Here is a 23,815-nt window from a genome sequence, read left to right as displayed (position 1 = left end):
AACTCACTGCACTTTCAGCGTCGCAAACGACTTCGGAGCGATCCCAAAATCTTCTTTCAATTGCTGTTTGCTTTTCATCACCATCTGACCATTTGTGTCAATCGTCATATGCTGTGCGTCGGTGTTGTGGCGCGCCTGCCATAACATCACCAGTTGCATACTGTTCTCTTTTTGCTCTGGCGTCAGAGCAACACCATCGGGCCATTTACCTAATTCAACAGCCGTAGACAGGCGTTGATATACCTCGGGGGTCATACTGTTAATGATGTCGTCAAAATTCATGCTGGTTGCGCTCCCATGGAATAATTTGCTGAATCGTTTTATCAACCTTTAATTTGGTCGCCACTTTTCTCGTCAGTAAAACTTAGTGAGGCCGAATTGACGCAATAACGTTCACCTGTGGGCTGCGGACCATCAGGAAAAACATGCCCTAAATGAGCGTCACAATGACCACAACGAATCTCTATGCGCTCCATACCGTGAGATAAATCTGTTAAATATCGTATTGAATTTTCATTAACAGGTTCGTAAAAACTTGGCCAACCGCAGCCGGAGTCATATTTACTTTGGGAGTTGAACAGCGGCGTGTCGCAAACAAGACAACGGTATACCCCGTCGCGTTTGTTATGCAGCAAACGCCCGGTATATGGCGGCTCGGTGCCATGTTTCTGCGTGACGTAGAACTGCATTTCGGACAAATTTTCTTTGAGATCGTCCACCGAAGGTTTATTCGCCATTTGCTAACATCTCGCTTTTAATCAGGCTCACATTACGCGACCAATTCTAACAAAACATTAACAGCCAGGCGTCAACTTTTGTTCTAAACTTGTTTCTAACCAAATGGCAGGTTGTGATTCGTGACGCACATCACTTTTTTATCTCTCCTGCCCTTTAAAATTCGGGGCGCCGCCCCCATGTGGTCTCAAGCCCAAAGGAAGAGTGAGGCGAATCAGCTGCACAATGCGTAAGCATAGGATTGATTTGTCGCAATGATTGACACGATTCCGCTTGACGCTGCGTAAGGTTTTTGTAATTTTACAGGCAACCTTTTATTCACTAACAAATAGCTGGTGGAATATATGACTATCAAAGTAGGTATCAACGGTTTTGGCCGTATCGGTCGCATTGTTTTCCGTGCTGCGCAGAAACGTTCTGACATTGAGATTGTTGCAATCAACGATCTGTTAGACGCTGACTACATGGCTTACATGCTGAAATATGACTCCACTCACGGTCGCTTCGACGGCACCGTTGAAGTGAAAGACGGTCATCTGATCGTTAACGGTAAAAAAATCCGTGTTACCGCTGAACGTGATCCGGCTAACCTGAAATGGGACGAAGTTGGTGTTGACGTAGTTGCTGAAGCAACTGGTATCTTCCTGACTGACGAAACCGCTCGTAAACACATCACTGCTGGTGCGAAAAAAGTTGTTCTGACTGGTCCTTCCAAAGACAACACCCCGATGTTTGTTAAAGGCGCTAACTTTGACAAATATGCTGGCCAGGACATCGTTTCTAACGCTTCCTGCACCACCAACTGCCTGGCTCCGCTGGCTAAAGTTATCAACGATAACTTCGGTATCATCGAAGGCCTGATGACCACCGTTCACGCAACTACCGCTACTCAGAAAACTGTTGACGGCCCGTCTCACAAAGACTGGCGCGGCGGCCGTGGTGCTTCTCAGAACATCATCCCGTCCTCTACCGGTGCTGCTAAAGCTGTAGGTAAAGTACTGCCAGAACTGAACGGCAAACTGACTGGTATGGCGTTCCGCGTTCCTACCCCGAACGTATCTGTAGTTGACCTGACCGTTCGTCTGGAAAAACCGGCTACTTACGAGCAGATCAAAGCTGCTGTTAAAGCTGCCGCTGAAGGTGAAATGAAAGGCGTTCTGGGTTACACCGAAGACGACGTAGTATCTACCGATTTCAACGGCGAAGTTTGCACTTCCGTGTTCGATGCTAAAGCTGGTATCGCACTGAACGACAACTTCGTGAAACTGGTATCCTGGTACGACAACGAAACTGGTTACTCCAACAAAGTACTGGACCTGATCGCTCACATCTCCAAATAAGTTGAGATGATACTGTGATCTCTAAGAGCGACTTCGGTCGCTCTTTTTTTTGCCTGAAGATAAAGGACTGCGTCATGATTAAGAAAATTTTTGCCCTTCCGGTTATCGAACAAATCACAGCGGCCCTTTCCCGCCGCCAACTGGATGAACTCGATGTGATTGTTGTCGATCATCCGCAGGTAAAAGCCTCTTTTGCTTTGCAGGGTGCCCACCTGCTCTCATGGAAACCAACTGGCGAAGAAGAAGTTCTGTGGCTGAGCAACAATACCCCCTTTAAAACTGGCGTCGCTATTCGTGGTGGTGTGCCGATTTGCTGGCCGTGGTTCGGTCCGGCAGCTCAACAAGGTCTGCCAGCACATGGTTTTGCGCGTAACCTGCCCTGGAAACTAAAATCTCATGAGGAAAATGCCAACGGCGTCGCGTTAACCTTTGAACTCAGCCACAGCGAAGCGACAAAAAAATACTGGCCGCATGACTTTAGGCTGTTAGCGCATTTCAAAGTGGGTAAAACCTGTGAGATGGAGCTGGAAGCACACGGCGATTTCGAAACCACTTCTGCCCTGCATACCTACTTCAATGTCGGCGATATCGCAGAAGTCAAAGTTAGTGGACTGGGTGATCGTTACATCGATAAAGTCAATGATGCCAAAGAAGGTGTACTGAGCGACGGTATACAGACTTTCCCGGATCGAACTGATCGTGTTTACTTAAATCCTCAGACCTGTAGTGTGATTGCTGACGCGGCGTTGAAACGTAAAATTGACGTTGAACATCGCAATCATCTCAACGTTGTCGGCTGGAACCCCGGCCCGGCGCTGTCGATCAGCATGGGCGATATGCCTGACGACGGTTATAAAACGTTTGTTTGCGTTGAAACGGCTTATGCTACCGCACCGCAAAAAACAACTGCAGAGAAACCGTCTCGCCTGACGCAAATTGTTCGCGTCGCTAAAGACTAAAAAAGAAAACTGCCGGTGGTTGAAACCATTCGGCAGTTTTTACGTAAGGATTAATTCTGTTTAGCTGTCAGCTCAGCAATACGCACAATTACCCGCACGGCCTTTTCCATACCCTCCAGGGTCACAAATTCATGTTTGCCATGATAATTGTAACCACCAGTGAACAGGTTCGGGCACGGTAATCCCATAAACGACAGCTGCGCGCCATCAGTACCGCCTCGAATGGGTTTCAACTGCGGTTCAATACCACAATCACGCATTGCCTGTTGTGCAATATCAAGAATATGAGGATGTTCGGCGACTTTCTCGCGCATATTGTAGTAGCTGTCTTCAATTACCAGCTCAATGTAGCAGTCCGGGTGCAAGCCTTTCCCGACCTTTTTCGCGATCTCCATCATTTTGCGTTTACGCGCTTCAAACTGCTTACGATCAAAATCACGAATGATGTAGTGCATATCGGCCCGTTCAACGGTGCCTTTCATGCTCGCCAGGTGATAGAAACCTTCATAGCCTTCTGTCATTTCCGGGCTTTCATCCGCCGGAACTTCTGCATGAATACGTGCAGCCAGCGACAGCGCATTCACCATTACACCTTTCGCTGTGCCCGGGTGAACGTTATTGCCTACAATTTTGATATTGACCGACGCGGCGTTGAAGTTTTCAAACTCCAGTTCACCTACGCCACCACCATCAACGGTGTAAGCCCAGCGGGCATCGAAGGCGTCAACATCAAAATGTTTCGCCCCTTTACCCACTTCTTCATCCGGGGTAAAGGCGACGCGAATATCACCATGCGGAATGTTTTTCTGTTGCAATACCGCCAGCGCGGTCATGATTTCTGCAATACCTGCTTTGTCATCTGCACCTAACAGCGTTTTGCCATCCGTGGTGATAAGCGTCTGACCCAGCAGCTGATGCAGGACCGGGAACATGACCGGAGATAAGACTTCGTCACCTACCCCAAGTGCGATATCGCCACCACGGTAGTTTTCAACAATTTGCGGATTCACATTTTTACCGCTGCAATCCGGTGAGGTATCCACATGAGAAATAAAGCCAATCGCCGGGATATCGCCAGGGACGTTAGCCGGTAACGTCGCCATCAAAGTGCCCTTCTCACTTAAGGTCACATTGATAAGCCCCATCTCTTCGAGCTGCTCTTTCAGCAGATGCAATAACTTCCATTGGCCTTCCGTGCTAGGAACCTGTCTCACCCCCGCTTTTGATTGGGTATCCAGAGACACGTAGTTCAAAAATCGCTCAAGTAGTTTATCCATGTAGTCACCCTCACTTTTTGTGACAACATTATCAATAAGCGCTAAAGGACAAATATTGCGTCAGGTCACTTTTAGCCCTGCAAGCCGGAAAATTATCAACATTCCTTAATTGAATATAAGGCTAAGCCAGTAATTCACAACAAACATTGGCGAATACAGCGGTTTGCCGTAGAATTACGGCCCTCATTACGAGTCATCAAGGTGGTTAACCACAAACCCCGCGGCGGTAAGCCATCCGTTGCGTTTACATGGGACAGAGTAAAAAATTGAATAAACAACCCCGTTCGCTTTCACCGCTGGTGCAACTAGCCGGAATTCGCAAAAGTTTCGATGGTAAAGAGGTCATTTCGAACCTTGATTTGACCATCAATAACGGTGAATTTCTAACGCTGCTTGGCCCCTCTGGCTGCGGTAAAACAACCGTTCTTCGCTTGATTGCCGGTCTGGAAACTGTCGATTCCGGGCGCATCATGCTGGATAACGAAGACATCACACATGTTCCGGCTGAAAATCGCTATGTGAACACTGTTTTTCAAAGCTATGCACTTTTCCCCCACATGACCGTTTTCGAGAATGTGGCTTTTGGTTTGCGCATGCAAAAAACACCGGCAGCTGAAATTGCTCCCCGTGTGACGGAAGCGTTGCGTATGGTGCAACTGGAGTCTTTTGCTCAGCGTAAACCGCACCAACTCTCTGGCGGTCAGCAGCAACGTGTAGCCATTGCCCGCGCGGTGGTTAACAAGCCTCGTCTGTTGTTGCTGGATGAGTCGCTCTCAGCACTGGACTACAAACTACGCAAACAGATGCAGAACGAGCTGAAAGCGCTACAGCGTAAGCTCGGCATCACTTTCGTCTTCGTCACTCACGATCAGGAAGAAGCGCTCACCATGTCAGACCGCATCGTCGTGATGCGTGACGGACGTATAGAGCAGGACGGCACACCGCGTGAAATCTACGAAGAGCCGAAAAACCTGTTTGTTGCCGGGTTTATCGGTGAAATCAATATGTTCAACGCTACGGTGCTGGAGCGTCTTGATGAACAACGCGTAAGGGCAAACGTCGAAGGTCGCGAATGTAATATCTACGTTAACTTCGCCGTTGAACCGGGGCAAAAACTGCATGTTCTGCTGCGCCCGGAAGATTTGCGCGTCGAAGAGATCAACGATGATAACGAAGCCGAAGGATTGATTGGTTACGTTCGCGAGCGTAACTACAAAGGCATGACGCTGGAGTCGGTTGTTGAACTGGAAAATGGCAAGATGGTGATGGTCAGCGAATTCTTCAATGAAGACGATCCTGACTTTGACCACTCTCTCGACCAAAAAATGGCCATTAATTGGGTAGAAAGCTGGGAGGTCGTACTGGCTGATGAAGAACACAAGTAAGTTCCAGAATGTAGTGATTGTCACTATTGTCGGTTGGCTTGTGTTGTTTGTCTTTCTGCCCAACCTGATGATCATTGGCACCAGCTTTTTGACCCGCGACGACGCCAGTTTCGTCAAAATGGTCTTTACGCTGGATAACTACACGCGACTGCTCGATCCGCTTTATTTTGAAGTGCTATTGCACTCGCTGAATATGGCGCTGATCGCCACCCTCGCCTGCCTGGTGCTGGGCTACCCGTTTGCCTGGTTTCTGGCAAAGCTGCCACACAAGGTGCGTCCGCTGCTGCTGTTTCTGCTGATTGTTCCGTTCTGGACCAACTCATTGATTCGTATCTACGGGCTGAAAATTTTCCTCAGCACCAAAGGCTATCTTAACGAGCTTTTGCTCTGGCTGGGCGTTATCGATACACCAATTCGCATCATGTTCACGCCCAGTGCGGTGATAATCGGTCTGGTTTACATTCTGCTGCCGTTTATGGTGATGCCGCTGTACTCCAGTATCGAAAAACTGGATAAGCCGTTGCTGGAGGCGGCGCGCGATCTCGGTGCCAGCAAGTTGCAGACCTTTATCCGCATCATTATCCCACTGACGATGCCGGGGATTATTGCCGGATGTCTGCTGGTGATGCTGCCAGCGATGGGCCTGTTCTATGTGTCCGACCTGATGGGCGGTGCGAAAAACCTGCTGATCGGTAACGTCATAAAGGTACAGTTCCTCAATATTCGTGACTGGCCGTTTGGTGCAGCCACCAGCATTACGCTGACTATCGTAATGGGCCTGATGTTGCTGGTTTACTGGCGCGCTTCTCGTTTGCTGAATAAGAAGGTGGAACTCGAATGATCGGTCGACTGCTTCGCGGCGGTTTTATGACCGCTATCTACGCGTATCTGTATATTCCAATCATTATTTTGATTGTGAATTCCTTTAACAGCTCGCGCTTTGGCATCAACTGGCAGGGTTTTACCACCAAATGGTATAGCCTGCTGATGAACAACGACAGTCTGTTACAGGCAGCGCAGCATTCACTGACGATGGCGGTGTTTTCGGCGACGTTTGCTACGCTTATCGGTTCACTGACGGCAGTTGCGCTGTACCGTTATCGCTTTCGTGGTAAGCCGTTCGTTAGTGGAATGCTGTTTGTAGTGATGATGTCGCCAGATATCGTAATGGCTATTTCTCTGCTGGTGCTGTTTATGCTGCTTGGTATTCAGCTTGGCTTCTGGTCGCTGCTGTTCTCGCACATCACCTTTTGCCTGCCATTTGTGGTGGTGACGGTGTATTCGCGTCTGAAAGGTTTTGATGTGCGAATGCTGGAAGCGGCGAAAGATCTCGGTGCCAGCGAATTTACCATTCTGCGAAAAATCATTCTGCCACTGGCAATGCCAGCGGTAGCGGCGGGCTGGGTGTTAAGCTTTACCCTGTCGATGGACGACGTGGTAGTTTCTTCGTTCGTCACCGGACCAGGCTATGAAATTCTGCCGTTAAAAATTTATTCGATGGTCAAAGTCGGCGTATCGCCGGAAGTTAACGCGCTGGCAACCATATTACTGGTGCTGTCGCTGGTGATGGTTATTGCCAGCCAGCTTATTGCTCGTGATAAAACGAAAGGTAACACAGGGGACGTTAAATGAAAAAATGGTCACGCCACCTGCTCGCGGCGGGTGCTCTGGCACTGGGCATGAGCGCCGCTCACGCCGATGACAACAACACGCTGTATTTCTACAACTGGACCGAGTACGTGCCGCCAGGACTGCTTGAACAGTTCACCAAAGAAACCGGTATTAAGGTTATCTATTCGACTTACGAGTCGAACGAAACCATGTACGCCAAGCTGAAAACGTACAAAGACGGTGCCTATGACCTGGTGGTTCCTTCAACCTATTATGTCGATAAAATGCGTAAAGAAGGGATGATCCAGAAGATCGACAAGTCGAAGTTAAGCAATTTCAGCAACCTCGATCCAGACATGCTCAACAAGCCGTTTGACCCGAATAACGACTACTCCATTCCGTATATCTGGGGTGCGACGGCGATTGGTGTTAACGGTGATGCAGTGGATCCGAAATCTGTCACCAGCTGGGCCGATCTGTGGAAGCCTGAGTACAAAGGCAGCCTGCTGCTGACCGACGATGCCCGTGAAGTGTTCCAGATGGCGCTGCGTAAGCTGGGCTACTCCGGTAACACCACCGATCCGAAAGAGATTGAAGCTGCGTATAACGAGCTGAAAAAACTGATGCCAAACGTAGCGGCGTTTAACTCCGATAACCCGGCTAACCCTTACATGGAAGGCGAAGTTAACCTCGGCATGATCTGGAATGGTTCTGCTTTCGTGGCACGCCAGGCGGGTACGCCAATTGATGTGGTGTGGCCGAAAGAAGGCGGCATTTTCTGGATGGACAGCCTGGCGATCCCGGCAAATGCCAAAAACAAAGAAGGCGCGCTGAAATTGATCAACTTCCTGCTGCGCCCGGATGTGGCAAAACAGGTTGCTGAAACTATCGGTTATCCAACGCCAAACCTCGCCGCGCGTAAGCTGTTAAGCCCGGAAATAGCGAACGACAAGACGCTCTACCCGGATGCTGAAACCATTAAAAATGGCGAATGGCAGAATGACGTTGGCGCAGCCAGCAGCATTTATGAAGAGTATTATCAGAAGCTGAAAGCAGGACGTTAATTCAGCAAACGGGCGGTGGTATTACCGCCCGTTTTTTATTTAGCAAGGATGTGGCTAATGAGTCAGGACAGTAAAGTTTTCTTTCGTATATTCCTCGGTATCGGTCTGGTACTGATCCTCATTTCTGTTGTTATCTTTTATAACCAGTTCACCTATAGCAAAGACGCGATTCATACCGAAGGCGTCATTGTTGATACCGTCTGGCACTCCAGTCATTCTCATCGCACGGGTAAAAATGGTTCGTGGTATCCCGTCGTTGCCTTTCGCCCGACGCCAGATTACACGCTAATTTTCAATTCGAGTATCGGCAGCGATTTTTATGAAGACAGCGAAGGCGATAAAGTTAATGTTTATTATTCTCCAGGGCATCCTGAAAAGGCTGAGATAAATAACCCGTGGGTTAATTTCTTTAAATGGGGGTTTATCGGCATTATGGGCGTTATTTTTATCGCCGTCGGTTTATTAATCAGTATGTCCTCCTCTAAAAAGACACGCAGGAAACGGAAGTCCCGCCCATGAAAAAAATCATAATACTGCTCAGTTTACTGATACTTCTGCCTCTGACGGCAACCAGTAAGCCATTGATTCCAATAATGAAGACACTTTTTACGGATGTTACAGGTACTGTACCGGATGCTGAGGAGATTGCGCGGAAAGCGGAGCTTTTTCGTCAACAAACCGGGATTGCGCCGTTTATCGTGGTTGTACCTGGCGTTAATGAAGCAAGCTTCAGGCAAAATGGCAAAGCGATGCTGGCGCATGCGTCATCTTCATTGAATGATGTAAAAGGAAGTGTTCTGTTACTTTTTACTACCCGCGAACCACGGTTAATTATGATAACCAACGGCCAGGTTGAAAGCAGCATGGACGATAAACATCTCGGCCTTCTGGTAGAAAATCATACGCTGGCTTATTTACATGCAGATCTCTGGTATCAGGGAATCAATAATGCATTGGCTATTTTACAAGCACAGATATTAAAACAACCGACGCCACCACTGACATATTACCCGCATCCAGAACAACTGCATGAGAATGCTCCTCCTGGCAGTACCACGACATTAGGCCTTTTTGCCTGGGCTGTTGCATTCATCGTCTTTACTGCATTTTTTAACTACACAACGCGCCTTAATTATGCATTAAAGTTTGCAGTGGCGATGACTATTGCCAATATGGGTTATCAGGCTTTATGTTTGTATATCGATGACAGCTTTGCGATTACCAGAATATCGCCGCTCTGGGCTGGGCTGATTGGTGTTTGTACGTTTATTGCCGCGTTGTTATTGACGAGTAAACGGTAAAAGAGGCAGTAAATTGTGCGTGTATTATGCCGGATGCGGCGCGAACGCCTTATCCGGCCCACAAAATCCGCAAATTCAATTAATTGCGCCCCTTGTAGGCCTGATAAGCGTAGCGCATCAGGCAATTACTCCTGATTTATAATCCCTTCAGCAACTTCTCAACAAATTCAGGCACCACCTGACTTGCCGGGCCGTAATATTTCTCGGCAAATTCATTACCGACCTGGCTCGGTTCGAGATTGAGTTCAACCGTATGCGCGCCATGCAGCTTCGCTTCGTGGACAAACCCAGCAGCTGGATAAACATGCCCTGATGTGCCAATAGCAATGAAAATATCGGCCATCGACAGCGCCATATAAATTTCATCCATGCCGAGTGGCATTTCGCCAAACCATACTACGTGTGGGCGCAGCGGAGCCGGGAACTGGCAGCAATGACATTTGTCTTCTGGCGTGACGTCTCCGGTCCAGTCGAGAACCTGACCACTTTGCGAACAACGTACTTTCAGCAATTCCCCATGCATATGAATCACATTGGTATTACCGGCACGTTCATGCAGGTTGTCGATATTCTGCGTCACCAGTAAAAAGCGATCGCCGAGAGCATCTTGCAGTTTAGCCAGCGCAAGATGCGCGGCGTTAGGCTGAATTTCTGGCTGCTGCAACTGTCGACGGCGGGCGTTATAAAATGCTTGCACCAGATCAGGATCACGATCGAAACCTTCCGGCGTTGCCACATCTTCAACCCGATGTTCTTCCCACAGGCCATCTGCGGCGCGAAAGGTACGAATACCTGATTCTGCAGAAATCCCTGCACCTGTAAGGACTAATACTCTTGGTTTTTCCATCACTTCCGGCACCACCCTGTCTCTGAAAAAAATACGCTGACGCAGTCGTTCGCGTAGATGGCGTTTGTTTTTACGAAAACGTTTTAATCGGTGATTCTGACGCGACAGCATAACAACCCCTTTTGATTAATCACTAAGATGTAAAAAGGCCGCGCCGCGCATACCACCTGCATCTCCATGACGCGCACGTTCAATACGCGGCACACGAGCTACAGGTAACAGATGCCGGGGCAACCTGTCCGCCAGTTGTGTTGTTATTGCTGTAAAGTTTGATAATCCCCCGCCAATCACCACCAGATCAGGATCAACAATAGTCAGGATATTTCCCAGACACACTGCCAGCAAATCCAGATAGCGATCAACGTGTGCCTGCGCCCGCTCATCGCCTTCTTCCCATAAGGCAATAATTTCAGGAGCCTGCAACGGTTGATGATAATAGTGTTGCCAGAGCCACGCAAAGCCCCGACCCGATAGATAATTTTCGATACAACCAATTTGACCACAGCCGCAGCGGCGTAACGGGAAATCCAACCCCATCATGGTTAATGCATCAACCGGCAGACGCATATGGCCAAACTCGCCGGTAATGTAGCTTTTACCGGTAATCGGTTTACCGTTGAAAATCAGCCCGCCGCCAACGCCAGTGCCGAGAATCAACCCCATCACCAGTGGATATTGAGTAAATTCATCATCCCATGCTTCAGAAAGGGCAAAACAGTTGGCATCGTTATCAAGGCGTACATCGCGATCAAGACGTGCGCTCAGGTCGGCACGCAGCGGTTTACCGCTGGCAGCAGGGACATTGGCGGCATACAGCGTACCATCTTCTGTTTCCGGCATTCCCGGAATACCGATGCCGACAGAACCTTTACAGCCAAAACGTTGGTCAGCTTCAGCCACCAGCTCGCACACTGCATCTAAAAATGCGTCATAGCTGTCACGCGGTGTCGGCACCCGCTTTTCCCACTGCAACTGCCGACCGCTATCAAACACGCCAAGCGCAATTTTTGTTCCACCAATATCAAACCCGTAATACATTGCCGCTCCTTGTTTTAATGTACTGCCTTTACTGGCCGCTAAGGACTCGCGCAGGGTCAATATTACTGGCGCGCCGCGCCGGATACCAACTTGCCAAAAGACTCAGCAACAATGCTGTGACCAGTACGTAGAAGACGTCCAGCCAGTGCAATTCCGATGGCAGGAAGTCAATAAAATAGATATCGCTGGAGAGGAACTGATGACCGATCAGCTTTTCAATCCACTCAATAATCGGGGTAAGTTGCAGTGAAACCACCACGCCGATAATCACACCACACAGGCTGCCGAACAGCCCTGCCAGCAATCCATACCAGACAAAGATGGCGCGAATTAAACCATCTTTCGCCCCCAGCGTTCTTAATACTGCGATATCGCCACTCTTGTCTTTCACCGCCATCACTAAGGTAGAGACGATGTTGAAACAGGCCACGCCAATCACCAGTACCATCGCCAGATACATAATGGCGCGGATCATCTGGATATCGCGATACATATAGCCGTAAGTACCAATCCAGCTTTTAATATAAACATAGCTGTTGGTCACTTCACCCGCATCGCGTACCAGCTTATTGGCGTTGAAAACATCCGTCATTTTAAGGGCAATACCTGACACGCTGGAACCCATATCAAGATATTGTTGGGCATCTGCCAGCGGGATCATGGCAAAACTGTGATCGAGTTGGCCACTCAACTGCAAAATACCGGCAACGTGCAAACGCACACGTTTTGGCTGCATCAGTTTATGCTCGGGATTCGAATTTGGGATCATAATCGACACCCAATCGCCCTGCTTCACTTTCAGCGCATCCGCCACGCCTTTGCCGATGATAATTTGCTGTTCGCCTGCTTTAAAATTGCTCCACGCATCGTCCTGGACAAACGAGGGTAATGCGCTCAAACGCTGTTCCTGTTGCGGGTTAACGCCCTTGACCTGAATTGCGCGCAGATTGGCACCACTTTCCACCAGCCCGGTGAAATTGATATACGGCGCGGCAGCGGCAATACCCGGCACTTTTTGCACGTTATCCAGGGCTTCTTGCCAGTTAGTCCACGGCTGATCCACCGCCTCAATTTCGCCATGCGGCACCACCGCCAGAATGCGGTTGTTCAGTTCGCGTTCAAAGCCGTTCATCGCGCTTAACCCGACGATCAATACCGCCACGCCGAGGGCAATGCCAATGGTAGAAATGACGGAGATCAGCGATACCATGCCGCCGCGCCGCCGTCCGCGACTAAAACGCAGGCCAATCAATAACGATAAAGGCATCGCCATTACTCCGCCCCCATCAGGCTCAGTTCCGCCGTCAGACGTCCATCACGCATTTCCAGTTGGCGGCTCATACGTTTCGCCAGTTGCAGGTCGTGAGTAACCACCAGGAAGGCGGTGCCCTGCAAGCGATTCAATTCCCCAAGCAACTGGAAGATGCTGTCGGCGTTACGTGCATCGAGGTTACCAGTAGGTTCATCCGCCAGTACCAGCCGCGGGTTATTGACCAGCGCACGGGCAATCGCCACACGCTGGCGTTCGCCGCCAGAAAGTTCAGATGGGCGGTGATTCGCACGATGCTCCAGCCCCACCGCTTTTAACATCTCCAGCGCACGGCTGTTGATTTCAGCGGGCTTTTTCTTGCCAATCAACAGCGGCATAGCCACGTTTTCCAGGGCGGTAAAATCCGGCAGCAGGTGGTGAAACTGATAAATAAAGCCCAGCTTCTGGTTGCGCAGTTCTGCTTTCGCCGCCGACGACAGTTTGCTCATCGGCTGACCATTAAAAACCACATCGCCGGAGGTTGGCGTATCCAGCCCGCCCAGCAGGTGCAGCAAGGTACTTTTACCAGAACCAGAGCTACCGACGATCGCCATCATTTCACCTTCGCCGACGCTGAAACTGACATTGTGCAGTACATCGGTTTGCACACTGCCTTCCTGATAGCGTTTGCACAGGTTGTCGCATTGCAACAGGATCTTATTCATAACGTAAAGCCTCAGCGGGTTGAGTGGCGGCAGCGCGCCATGAAGGGTAAAGCGTAGAGAGCAGCGCGATAGCCATCGCCACCAGCGCAATAACAATGACCTGTAAAGGTTCGATAGCGACTGGCAGTGCCGCGCCATCAAGCAGGACGCCGATTATCGGCATCAGATTATTCAACTGGCTGGCAAGCAGTGCGCCAAGGGCCGCTCCGAGGATCGCACCGATAATCCCGGCGCTGGCCCCTTGCACCATAAAGACCATCATGATTTGTCGCGGAGTTAAGCCTTGCGTTTGCAGGATCGCCACTTCGCCCTGCTTCTCCATCACCATCAGCCCCAGCGAAGTAATAATGTTAAACGCCGCAACGGCGACAATCAGGCTCAGCAGTAAGCCCATCATATTTTTTTCCATGCGTACGGCCTGGAACAGCTCGCCTTTACGATCACGCCAGTCCTGCCATTTGCTGCCTTCAGGCAGTTTTTGCTGGCTTAAAGAATCAACTTTCAGCGGCTCATCCAGCCACAAACGCCAGCCAGTGATATTGCCTGCCGGATAACGCATCAGACGCGAGGCATCCTCAATATTCACCAGCATTTCATAGCCATCGACTTCACTGTTGGCGGCGAAAGTGCCAATCACATTGAACAGGCGCTGGCTTGGAATACGCCCCATCGGCGTGAACTGGCTGGCAGACGGCACCATCACGCGGATTTGATCACCGCGATTGACACCTAACTGTGAGGCAAGTTGTTCGCCGAGAATGACATTATATTTCCCCGGTTCGAGATCAGCTTGTTTCACATTGACCAGATACGGCGTTAGTGGATCTTTTTGTGCCGGGTCGATACCCAGCATCACCCCGACCGCCACGCTGCGTGCACTTTGCAGTACCACATCACCGGTAGTGACAGGTGCGATGCGATTAACGCCGTCCAGTTTGACTGCCGTTTCCGGGAGTTGCTGCGGGTTAAGAGAGCCATGCTCAGAAGAGAGAATTGCCTGTGGCATCAGGCCAAGGATGTTGTTTTGCAGCTCGCGCTCAAAGCCGTTCATCACTGACAATACTGTGACCAGTGCCATCACCCCGAGGGTAATGCCGATGGTAGAAAGCCAGGAGACGAAACGACCGAAGCGATCCGCTGCACGCCCACGCATGTAACGCAGGCCAATAAATAGAGCGACAGGTTGGTACATGAAATCCGTCTGGTTGCTGTTAGCAAAGACACGAGTATATAAGCGAAAGCAAGATGGGTAAACGTCTGAACTGTAAGTGATCGTCAGGGCTAATCTGAAAAGTACCGACAAATCAATCGGCTAAAGTGCCTCATTTTCTCATCGGTCTTGTGGCCTGATCTTTTTCTGAAAAATAACCAAATACAGACAGATACGCATTACACCACGCGACTCGCCCCGCAGGATCAACAGCATGTTAAATAAAAAGAGCGTGTTGTCCTGATGAAACAAAAAGAGCTATGGATTAACCAGATCAAAGGGTTATGTATTTGTCTGGTGGTGATTTATCACTCGGTCATTACCTTTTATCCGCATCTGACCACTTTTCAGCATCCGTTATCGGAAGTCCTGAGCAAATGCTGGATCTATTTCAATCTTTACCTTGCGCCCTTTCGTATGCCGGTGTTTTTCTTTATATCCGGCTATTTGATTCGCCGCTATATCGATTGCGTGCCGTGGGGAAATTGTCTCGATAAACGCATCTGGAGCATCTTCTGGGTGCTGGCACTGTGGGGCGTGGTGCAGTGGCTGGCGTTAAGTGCGCTGAATCAGTGGCTGGCACCTGAGCGCGATTTAAGCAATGCCTCCAATGCCGCTTATGCCGATTCCACCGGTGAGTTCCTGCACGGGATGATCACCGCCAGCACCAGCTTGTGGTATCTGTATGCTTTAATTGTCTATTTCGTGATATGTAAACTTTTTAGCCGTCTGGCGCTGCCACTATTCGCCTTGTTTGTGCTGCTGAGTGTCGCTGTTAATTTCGTTCCCACGCCGTGGTGGGGAATGAACAGCGTGATCCGCAATTTGCCTTATTACAGTCTTGGCGCATGGTTTGGCGCAACATTAATGACCTGTGTTAAAGCGGTGCCGTTGCGCCGCCATCTGCTGATGGCTTCTTTGTTGGCCGTTCTGGCGGTCGGTGCCTGGTTGTTTAATATCTCGCTGCTGTTGTCGCTGGTATCGATTGTGGTGATCATGAAGCTGTTTTATCAGTACGAGCAACGCTTCGGTATGCGCTCCTCCAGCCTGCTGAATGTGATTGGCTCCAACACCATTGCTATCTATACCACCCATCGCATACTGGTAGAAATATTCAGCTTAAGCCTGATTCCGCAAATGAACGCGGCACGCTGGTCGCCGCAAGTCGAACTGACGCTCCTGCTGGTTTATCCCTTTCTCAGTTTGTTGATTTGTACTGTTGCGGGCTTGCTGGTAAGAAAACTTTCACAGCGCGCATTCAGCGATCTGTTGTTCTCCCCGCCTTCTCTGCCCGCTACCGTCAGTTACTCCCGCTAAGCCATCGCCCCTGGCGGGGCGATTCGATTTGCTAAACCATGCCGATTACGGATAATGAACAGCATTGCTTATCAGAGATATGCCCTCATATGTTGAGGCATATCCTAACGAGAATCTGACAACCGTTATGCCTGAACAATATCGTTATACGCTGCCCGTCAAAGCGGGTGAGCAGCGTCTGCTGGGCGAGTTAACCGGTGCTGCCTGCGCGACGCTGGTAGCGGAAATTGCCGAACGTCACGCCGGTCCGGTGGTACTTATTGCACCAGATATGCAAAATGCTCTGCGTTTGCATGATGAAATCAGCCAGTTTACCGATCAGATGGTGATGAATCTGGCGGACTGGGAAACCCTTCCCTACGACAGTTTTTCTCCTCATCAGGACATTATCTCCTCACGCCTTTCCACTCTTTACCAGCTACCGACGATGCAGCGTGGCGTACTGATTGTTCCGGTGAATACGCTTATGCAGCGCGTTTGCCCGCACAGTTTTCTCCACGGCCACGCGCTGATGATGAAAAAAGGTCAGCGGTTATCTCGTGACGCCTTGCGTACGCAACTGGACAGTGCCGGTTATCGCCATGTTGACCAGGTTATGGAGCACGGCGAATACGCCACGCGCGGCGCGTTGCTGGATCTTTTCCCGATGGGCAGCGACTTGCCTTATCGTCTTGATTTTTTTGATGATGAAATCGATAGCCTGCGCGTATTTGACGTTGACAGCCAGCGTACGCTGGAAGAAGTAGAAGCGATCAATCTGTTGCCCGCGCACGAATTTCCGACAGATAAAGCGGCAATTGAACTGTTCCGCAGCCAGTGGCGCGATGCCTTCGAAGTGAAGCGCGATCCGGAACATATTTATCAGCAAGTGAGTAAAGGCACATTACCTGCCGGGATCGAGTACTGGCAGCCGCTATTCTTCAGCGAACCGCTGCCGCCACTGTTCAGTTATTTCCCTGCCAATACGCTGTTGGTGAATACTGGCGATCTGGAAAACAGTGCCGAACGTTTCCAGACTGACACGCTGGCGCGTTTTGAAAATCGCGGCGTCGATCCGATGCGCCCGCTATTACCGCCACAATCGCTCTGGCTGCGCGTAGACGAGCTCTTCTCAGAGCTGAAAAACTGGCCCCGGGTGCAGCTAAAAACTGAACATTTACCTGCGAAAGCAGCGAATGCCAATTTAGGTTTCCAGAAACTGCCAGACCTGGCCGTTCAGGCACAACAAAAAGCACCGCTGGATGCACTGCGTAAGTTCCTCGAGTCTTTCGACGGTCCGGTAGTGTTCTCGGTGGAAAGTGAAGGCCGTCGCGAAGCGCTGGGTGAGTTGCTCGCCCGAATCAAAATCGCCCCACAACGCATTATGCGTCTTGATGAAGCCAGCGACCGCGGGCGTTATCTGATGATTGGCGCTGCCGAACATGGCTTTATCGATACGGTACGTAATCTGGCGCTGATTTGCGAAAGCGATCTGCTCGGTGAACGTGTTGCTCGTCGCCGTCAGGACTCACGGCGCGCCATCAATCCTGACACGCTGATCCGTAACCTCGCAGAGCTGCACATTGGTCAGCCGGTGGTCCATCTGGAGCACGGCGTCGGGCGCTATGCCGGAATGACCACGCTGGAAGCCGGCGGCATTACCGGCGAGTATTTGATGCTCACCTATGCCAACGACGCCAAATTGTATGTTCCGGTGTCGTCGCTGCATCTGATTAGCCGTTACGCAGGTGGCGCGGAAGAAAACGCCCCGCTGCATAAACTTGGCGGCGATGCGTGGTCACGCGCGCGGCAGAAAGCGGCGGAAAAAGTGCGTGATGTGGCGGCGGAATTGCTGGATATCTACGCACAACGCGCCGCCAAAGAGGGCTTCGCGTTTAAACACGATCGTGAGCAGTATCAGTTGTTCTGCGACAGCTTCCCGTTTGAAACCACACCGGATCAGGCGCAGGCCATTAATGCGGTGCTTAGCGACATGTGTCAGCCGTTGGCAATGGATCGTCTGGTGTGCGGCGATGTTGGCTTTGGTAAAACTGAAGTCGCGATGCGCGCCGCTTTCCTGGCGGTAGATAACCACAAGCAGGTGGCGGTGCTGGTGCCTACCACCCTTCTCGCGCAGCAGCATTACGACAACTTCCGCGACCGTTTCGCCAACTGGCCGGTACGCATCGAAATGATCTCCCGTTTCCGCAGCGCCAAAGAGCAGACGCAAATCCTTGCGGAAGTGGCGGAAGGGAAAATCGATATTCTGATCGGTACGCACAAACTGCTGCAAAATGACGTCAAGTTTAAAGATTTAGGTCTGCTGATTGTCGATGAAGAACACCGCTTTGGGGTGCGTCATAAAGAGCGCATTAAAGCGATGCGGGCGAACGTGGATATTCTGACACTTACCGCAACGCCGATCCCACGTACGCTGAATATGGCAATGAGCGGAATGCGCGATCTGTCGATTATCGCTACGCCGCCTGCCCGTCGTCTGGCAGTTAAAACCTTTGTCCGTGAGTATGACAGTCTGGTGGTCCGGGAGGCGATCCTGCGTGAAATTTTGCGCGGGGGACAGGTTTATTATCTCTACAATGATGTGGAAAACATCCAGAAAGCCGCCGAACGGCTGGCAGAACTGGTGCCAGAAGCGCGGATCGCCATCGGTCACGGGCAGATGCGCGAGCGCGAACTGGAACGGGTGATGAATGATTTCCATCATCAACGTTTCAACGTGCTGGTTTGTACCACCATTATCGAAACCGGGATCGACATCCCTACCGCCAACACCATTATCATTGAACGCGCGGATCACTTCGGTCTGGCACAGCTGCACCAGTTGCGCGGTCGCGTCGGACGTTCGCATCATCAGGCATATGCATGGTTGCTGACGCCGCATCCAAAAGCGATGACCACCGATGCGCAAAAACGTCTTGAAGCGATTGCCTCGCTCGAAGATCTCGGAGCAGGTTTTGCGCTGGCAACGCACGATCTGGAGATCCGCGGCGCGGGTGAACTGCTTGGCGAAGAACAAAGCGGCTCGATGGAAACCATCGGTTTCTCGCTGTATATGGAGTTGCTGGAAAACGCCGTCGATGCGCTGAAAGCCGGACGCGAGCCGTCGCTGGAAGATCTCACCAGTCAGCAAACAGAAGTCGAGCTGCGGATGCCGTCGCTATTGCCAGATGATTTCATTCCTGACGTGAATACGCGTTTGTCGTTCTATAAACGTATTGCCAGCGCCAAAACGGAAAACGAACTGGAAGAGATCAAAGTTGAGCTTATCGATCGTTTCGGCCTGCTGCCGGATCCGGCACGCACCCTGCTGGATATTGCTCGTTTGCGCCAGCAAGCGCAGAAGCTGGGGATCAGGAAGCTGGAAGGTAATGAGAAAGGTGGCTTGATCGAATTTGCCGAGAAGAATCACGTTAATCCGGCATGGCTGATTGGTTTGCTGCAAAAACAGCCGCAGCATTATCGCCTCGATGGCCCGACGCGCCTGAAGTTTATTCAGGATTTGAGCGAGCGGAAAACGCGTATCGAATGGATTCGCCAGTTTATGCGTGAACTGGAAGAGAACGCGATCGCTTAATAGTTAATCGGGGGCGTTTCTGCGCCCCCATATCCAACATTTACAAATTATTTGCACTTCCCTGCACTATCCGACACTGTCACCATCCATAATTCATACTTATCTTTTTATTACAATAACCTTATATTTATTATGGATTTTTGGTGATGATCAAAACGCGTTTTTCTCGCTGGCTAACGTTTTTTACGTTCGCCGCTGCCGTGGCGCTGGCGCTACCGGCAAAAGCCAACACCTGGCCGCTACCGCCTGCCGGCAGTCGTCTGGTTGGTGAAAATAAATTTCATGTAGTGGAAAATGACGGTGGTTCTCTGGAAGCCATCGCCAAAAAATATAACGTCGGCTTTCTCGCTCTGTTACAGGCTAACCCTGGCGTTGATCCTTACGTACCGCGCGCGGGTAGCGTGTTAACGATCCCGTTGCAAACCCTACTTCCAGACGCGCCGCGCGAAGGCATTGTGATTAACCTTGCAGAACTGCGTCTCTATTATTATCCGCCAGGAAAAAATTCGGTAACCGTGTATCCCATCGGCATTGGTCAGTTGGGTGGTGACACGCTGACACCGACAATGGTGACCACCGTTTCTGACAAGCGTGCAAACCCAACCTGGACGCCAACGGCAAACATTCGCGCGCGGTATAAGGCACAGGGAATTGAGTTGCCTGCGGTAGTTCCGGCTGGACCGGATAACCCAATGGGCCATCATGCGATTCGTCTGGCGGCCTATGGCGGCGTTTATTTGCTTCACGGTACGAACGCCGATTTCGGCATTGGCATGCGGGTAAGTTCTGGCTGTATTCGACTGCGCGATGATGATATTAAAACACTTTTCAGCCACGTTACTCCTGGCACCAAAGTGAAGATTATCAATACGCCAATAAAGGCGTCGGCAGAACCAAACGGTGCGCGTCTGGTTGAAGTGCATCAACCACTTTCAGAGAAAATTGATGATGATCCACAGCTGTTGCCAATCACGCTAAACGGCTCAATGCAGGCGTTTAAAGATGCGGCGCAAACCGACGCCGATGTCATGCAACATGTGATGGATGTCCGTTCCGGGATGCCAGTGGATGTTCGTCGGCACAATACCGGGAACAATACGATTCATAGCCTGGCGCTATAAAAAGTTACATGGCCCGCTAACATTGCGGGCCATTGCTTTTATTGCGGGTATTCCTGCAAAAGCGCATTTAACCTTTCAGCCATTAAGTCTCCACGCCAGCCGGAGATCATCTCTGGCAGTGAATGCTGCGGTTTTAATTTCCAGTGCCAGTTTAGCAACTGGTTAATCTGACGGCGTGAAGCCAGCAATTCTGCACTGAGTTTATTCGCCTCACTGACTTCAACTACCAGCGCCTTAATCGCTTTAAATGCTTTACGATAACCAGGCATATCCATCAAATTTTGCAATGGTTGTGGCAGAGCCTCTTCTGGCAACGCCTGCGCTTTTTCAACCAGTGAAAGCAATGTCTTACCATGAAAGCGAATTTCGCTGCCAGAAAGCCCCAGGCTATCCAGCTCACCAAGGCTACCTGGCATATATCGGGCCACTGACCACAGGTGCTCTTCGCGTACCACAAAATTTACCGCCAGATCGCGTTCCCGAGCTTTTCGCAAACGCCAGTCGGCGAGCAGTTGCAGGCAGGCTAACTGACGGGTGCGTAGCTGCCAGGCATTAGTGATATCACGCCAGGCATCTTCCGGCGCAACGACTTCCTGACGACGCATTTGCATCAGGCGGCATTCATCCAGTGCCGCAGGTAACCAGCCAGAGGCTTCAGTTTCTGCCATCAGTTTTGCGGTAATCGGTAACAGATACCAGACATCTGCTGCTGCATATTCACACTGACGCTCGGTCAGCGGCCTGGCCAGCCAGTCGGTACGTGACTCGCTCTTGTCCAGGATTACGCCTGAATACTCTTCAACCATCGAGGCAAAACCCCAGGACATCGGCCGTCCGCAAAAAGCAGCCAGAACCTGGGTATCGATTAGGGGCTGGGGCATTTCGCCAAATTTATTAAGGAATACTTCAAGATCTTCGCTACCCGCATGTAAGAACTTAGTTATTGCCGGGTCACGCAGCACTGATTTTAAAGGAGACCAGTCACGAATGGTGAGTGGGTCGATAAGAGCGAGATGTTCACCATCAAATAACTGGATAAGCCCCAGTTGCGGGTAATAAGTACGTGTGCGAACAAACTCTGTGTCAAGGGCTATAGCCGGAAACGCACGAACCGCCTCACACAGGGAAGCCAATGCATCGTCCGTGGTAATTAATTGATAATTCAAATCGTGTTCTCTTTGGTGGGCGACAAAAAACGCCGGATTAACCGGCGCTGTTTGTCATTTTTAACGCTCAGGCTTTATTGTCTACTTTGCTGCGCGCTTCGTCACGTAATTCTCGCCGCAAAATTTTTCCGACGTTTGATTTTGGCAACTCATCACGAAATTCTACCAGCTTCGGTACTTTGTATGCAGTTAACTGTCGACGGCAGAATGTCACCAGGGCCTCTTCGTTAAGTGAAGGATCTTTTTTCACCACAAAGATTTTCACCGCTTCACCGCTGGAACCAGAAGGTACGCCAACAGCCGCGACTTCCTGTACGCCCGGATGCTGCATGACGACATCTTCAATCTCGTTGGGATAGACGTTAAAACCGGAAACCAGAATCATGTCTTTTTTGCGATCAACGATGCGTAAGAAACCTTCTTCGTCCATTACGGCAATGTCGCCAGTGTGTAGCCAACCGTTTTTGATGATTTCATCAGTGGCATCCGGACGCTGCCAGTAGCCCAGCATCACCTGCGGTCCTTTGACACAAAGCTCACCCGGTTGACCCGGTGGTACTTCGTTATCATCGTCATCCACCAGTTTGGCTTCTGTTGACGGTACAGGTAAGCCGATACTGCCGCTGTGGTAATCAATATCGTACGGGTTAACACTTACCAATGGCGCACATTCGGTTAAGCCATAACCTTCAAGCAGATATTGTCCGGTCAGTTTCACCCAACGTTCAGCCACCACTTGTTGAACAGGCATACCACCGCCTGCAGAAAGATGCAGACTGGAGAAATCCAGCTGCTGGAACTCTTTATTGTTCAGCAACGCATTGAACAAGGTGTTTACGCCAGTGATAGCGGTAAACGGATATTTTGCTAACTCTTTCACCAAACCAGGAATATCGCGCGGGTTAGTGATTAACAAGTTCTTCCCACCCAGTTCGATAAACAGCAGGCAGTTAATGGTCAGTGCAAAAATGTGATACAGCGGCAGCGCCGTTACTACCAGCTCTTTGCCCGGATGCAATAGCGGCCCATAGGTCGCATTGACCTGCTCCAGGTTTGCCAGCATATTACGATGAGTCAGCATCGCGCCTTTCGCCACGCCAGTTGTGCCGCCGGTGTATTGCAGAAAAGCTAAATCTTCCGGCCCCAGTTCAGGTTTGACGTACTGCATTCGGTAGCCGTTATGCAGGGCGCTACGAAATGAAATCGCATCTGGCAGATGGTATTTCGGTACCAGACGCTTGATGTATTTAACAACGAAGTTGACTACTGTACCTTTTGCCGTAGATAGCTGATCGCCCATACGGGTCAAAATAACGTGCTGAACAGCAGTTTTATCAACCACTTTTTCCAGTGTGTGGGCAAAGTTAGACACGATAACAATCGCCAATGCGCCGCTATCGTTAAGCTGATGCTCAAGCTCACGCGGGGTATACAGCGGGTTGACGTTCACGACAATCATCCCGGCACGCAAAATGCCAAACAGGGCTACCGGATATTGCAATAAGTTAGGCATCATCAACGCAACGCGATCGCCCTTTTTAAGCCCCAGGCCTTGTTGCAAATAAGCGGCAAATGCGCGGCTACGCTCTTCCAGCTTGCGGAAGGTCATCACCTCCCCCATATTCACAAACGCGGGTTGATCGGCGTAGCGGACGACCGACTGCTCAAACATATCTACCAGAGATTGATAACGGTCAGGGTTGATCTCCGTCGGAACGTCCGCGGGATAACGGTTAAGCCAAACCTTCTTCAATTCTTCACCTCTAAAATGCGTGTTCGTCGTCATCGCAACCCCAAGTGATAAACATGTTATTAACATAATATTAACTCATCTTACCAGCTTGATAATTAGACAACGAAAAGGTTGCGAAGCGCGTCACTATTTATTTTTATAGT

At 50.4% G+C, this 23,815-nt stretch carries 21 protein-coding genes; 11 read left to right on the top strand and 10 right to left on the bottom strand.

Annotated elements, in window-relative coordinates:
- Positions 1-3 precede the first annotated feature (3 nt).
- On the bottom strand, positions 4-282 hold the full coding sequence (locus tag EFER_RS06555) for a YeaC family protein (protein WP_002431572.1): 279 nt from the start codon (positions 280-282) through the stop codon (positions 4-6).
- A 41-nt stretch (positions 283-323) separates the two neighbouring features.
- Positions 324-737 (bottom strand): peptide-methionine (R)-S-oxide reductase MsrB, encoded by a 414-nt coding sequence (gene msrB / locus EFER_RS06550; protein WP_001284627.1) that lies wholly within the window; start codon positions 735-737, stop codon positions 324-326.
- Positions 738-1,079: 342 nt separating this feature from the next.
- On the opposite strand from msrB, the gene gapA reads away from it, so the two are divergent.
- Both gapA and EFER_RS06540 read left to right on the top strand, forming a co-directional pair.
- Positions 1,080-2,075, top strand: coding sequence for a glyceraldehyde-3-phosphate dehydrogenase (gene gapA, locus EFER_RS06545; RefSeq protein WP_002431573.1), 996 nt, complete (start codon positions 1,080-1,082; stop codon positions 2,073-2,075).
- 74 nt (positions 2,076-2,149) lie between these two features.
- Positions 2,150-3,034 carry a D-hexose-6-phosphate mutarotase gene (locus tag EFER_RS06540; protein ID WP_000591745.1) on the top strand — a complete coding sequence of 295 codons (885 nt, stop codon included), beginning with the start codon at positions 2,150-2,152 and terminating at the stop codon, positions 3,032-3,034.
- Between the two features lie 50 nt (positions 3,035-3,084).
- Here the strand turns inward: EFER_RS06540 and pepT are convergent, their stop codons facing one another.
- Positions 3,085-4,311, bottom strand: a complete 1,227-nt coding sequence (pepT, locus tag EFER_RS06535; protein WP_000359456.1) for a peptidase T — start codon at positions 4,309-4,311, stop codon at positions 3,085-3,087.
- A 248-nt stretch (positions 4,312-4,559) separates the two neighbouring features.
- On the opposite strand from pepT, the gene potA reads away from it, so the two are divergent.
- Genes potA through EFER_RS06500 form a run of 6 tightly spaced genes read left to right on the top strand, consistent with a single transcriptional unit; the run spans position 4,560 to position 9,672 of the window.
- Positions 4,560-5,696, top strand: coding sequence for a spermidine/putrescine ABC transporter ATP-binding protein PotA (gene potA, locus EFER_RS06525; RefSeq protein ID WP_000531585.1), 1,137 nt, complete (start codon positions 4,560-4,562; stop codon positions 5,694-5,696).
- Positions 5,680-6,537 carry a spermidine/putrescine ABC transporter permease PotB gene (potB, locus tag EFER_RS06520; protein WP_000799410.1) on the top strand — a complete coding sequence of 286 codons (858 nt, stop codon included), beginning with the start codon at positions 5,680-5,682 and terminating at the stop codon, positions 6,535-6,537. Before potA ends, potB begins: the two co-directional genes overlap by 17 nt.
- The gene (gene potC / locus EFER_RS06515; protein WP_000580312.1) at positions 6,534-7,328 is read left to right on the top strand and encodes a spermidine/putrescine ABC transporter permease PotC; all 795 of its coding nucleotides are present in this window, start codon (positions 6,534-6,536) and stop codon (positions 7,326-7,328) included. The genes potB and potC overlap by 4 nt, the downstream gene beginning before the upstream one ends.
- On the top strand, positions 7,325-8,371 hold the full coding sequence (potD, locus tag EFER_RS06510) for a spermidine/putrescine ABC transporter substrate-binding protein PotD (protein WP_000759307.1): 1,047 nt from the start codon (positions 7,325-7,327) through the stop codon (positions 8,369-8,371). Before potC ends, potD begins: the two co-directional genes overlap by 4 nt.
- A 57-nt stretch (positions 8,372-8,428) precedes the next feature.
- Positions 8,429-8,890 carry a DUF3592 domain-containing protein gene (locus EFER_RS06505; protein WP_015953353.1) on the top strand — a complete coding sequence of 154 codons (462 nt, stop codon included), beginning with the start codon at positions 8,429-8,431 and terminating at the stop codon, positions 8,888-8,890.
- A complete protein-coding gene (locus tag EFER_RS06500; RefSeq protein ID WP_000720224.1) occupies positions 8,887-9,672 on the top strand; it encodes a TPM domain-containing protein in 786 nt (261 codons plus the stop codon). The genes EFER_RS06505 and EFER_RS06500 overlap by 4 nt, the downstream gene beginning before the upstream one ends.
- 136 nt (positions 9,673-9,808) lie before the next feature.
- Here EFER_RS06500 and cobB read toward each other — a convergent pair whose 3' ends face one another.
- The 5 genes from cobB to lolC are packed head-to-tail and all read right to left on the bottom strand — an operon-like array spanning position 9,809 to position 14,723.
- A complete protein-coding gene (gene cobB / locus EFER_RS06495) occupies positions 9,809-10,630 on the bottom strand; it encodes a Sir2 family NAD+-dependent deacetylase (protein ID WP_000952705.1) in 822 nt (273 codons plus the stop codon).
- 15 nt (positions 10,631-10,645) lie between these two features.
- Entirely contained in the window at positions 10,646-11,557 is a 912-nt protein-coding gene (gene nagK / locus EFER_RS06490) for an N-acetylglucosamine kinase (protein WP_000291279.1), read from the bottom strand.
- Between the two features lie 28 nt (positions 11,558-11,585).
- Positions 11,586-12,830 carry a lipoprotein-releasing ABC transporter permease subunit LolE gene (lolE, locus tag EFER_RS06485; RefSeq protein ID WP_001251354.1) on the bottom strand — a complete coding sequence of 415 codons (1,245 nt, stop codon included), beginning with the start codon at positions 12,828-12,830 and terminating at the stop codon, positions 11,586-11,588.
- Entirely contained in the window at positions 12,830-13,531 is a 702-nt protein-coding gene (lolD, locus tag EFER_RS06480; RefSeq protein ID WP_001033707.1) for a lipoprotein-releasing ABC transporter ATP-binding protein LolD, read from the bottom strand. The genes lolE and lolD overlap by 1 nt, the downstream gene beginning before the upstream one ends.
- Positions 13,524-14,723, bottom strand: a complete 1,200-nt coding sequence (gene lolC / locus EFER_RS06475) for a lipoprotein-releasing ABC transporter permease subunit LolC (protein WP_000284704.1) — start codon at positions 14,721-14,723, stop codon at positions 13,524-13,526. Before lolC ends, lolD begins: the two co-directional genes overlap by 8 nt.
- Before the next feature lie 261 nt (positions 14,724-14,984).
- Here lolC and EFER_RS06470 point away from each other — a divergent pair, with 261 nt between their 5' ends.
- From EFER_RS06470 to ldtC, 3 genes are all read left to right on the top strand, one after another.
- On the top strand, positions 14,985-16,058 hold the full coding sequence (locus tag EFER_RS06470) for an acyltransferase family protein (protein ID WP_000810229.1): 1,074 nt from the start codon (positions 14,985-14,987) through the stop codon (positions 16,056-16,058).
- Between the two features lie 127 nt (positions 16,059-16,185).
- Positions 16,186-19,632, top strand: a complete 3,447-nt coding sequence (mfd, locus tag EFER_RS06465) for a transcription-repair coupling factor (RefSeq protein ID WP_015953352.1) — start codon at positions 16,186-16,188, stop codon at positions 19,630-19,632.
- A gap of 143 nt (positions 19,633-19,775) precedes the next feature.
- On the top strand, positions 19,776-20,753 hold the full coding sequence (gene ldtC, locus EFER_RS06460) for a L,D-transpeptidase LdtC (protein WP_077626311.1): 978 nt from the start codon (positions 19,776-19,778) through the stop codon (positions 20,751-20,753).
- A gap of 38 nt (positions 20,754-20,791) precedes the next feature.
- Here ldtC and rnd read toward each other — a convergent pair whose 3' ends face one another.
- The gene (gene rnd, locus EFER_RS06455; RefSeq protein ID WP_001109106.1) at positions 20,792-21,919 is read right to left on the bottom strand and encodes a ribonuclease D; all 1,128 of its coding nucleotides are present in this window, start codon (positions 21,917-21,919) and stop codon (positions 20,792-20,794) included.
- A 67-nt stretch (positions 21,920-21,986) separates the two neighbouring features.
- Complete coding sequence (gene fadD / locus EFER_RS06450; RefSeq protein ID WP_002431578.1) at positions 21,987-23,672, bottom strand: long-chain-fatty-acid--CoA ligase FadD; 1,686 nt, start codon at positions 23,670-23,672, stop codon at positions 21,987-21,989.
- Positions 23,673-23,815 lie beyond the last annotated feature (143 nt).

Source organism: Escherichia fergusonii ATCC 35469, assembly GCF_000026225.1.
In the GTDB taxonomy this organism is placed as follows: Bacteria; Pseudomonadota; Gammaproteobacteria; order Enterobacterales; family Enterobacteriaceae; genus Escherichia; species Escherichia fergusonii.
Note: the sequence above shows the minus strand (reverse complement) of the source record. Positions and strands in the feature narration are given on the sequence as shown.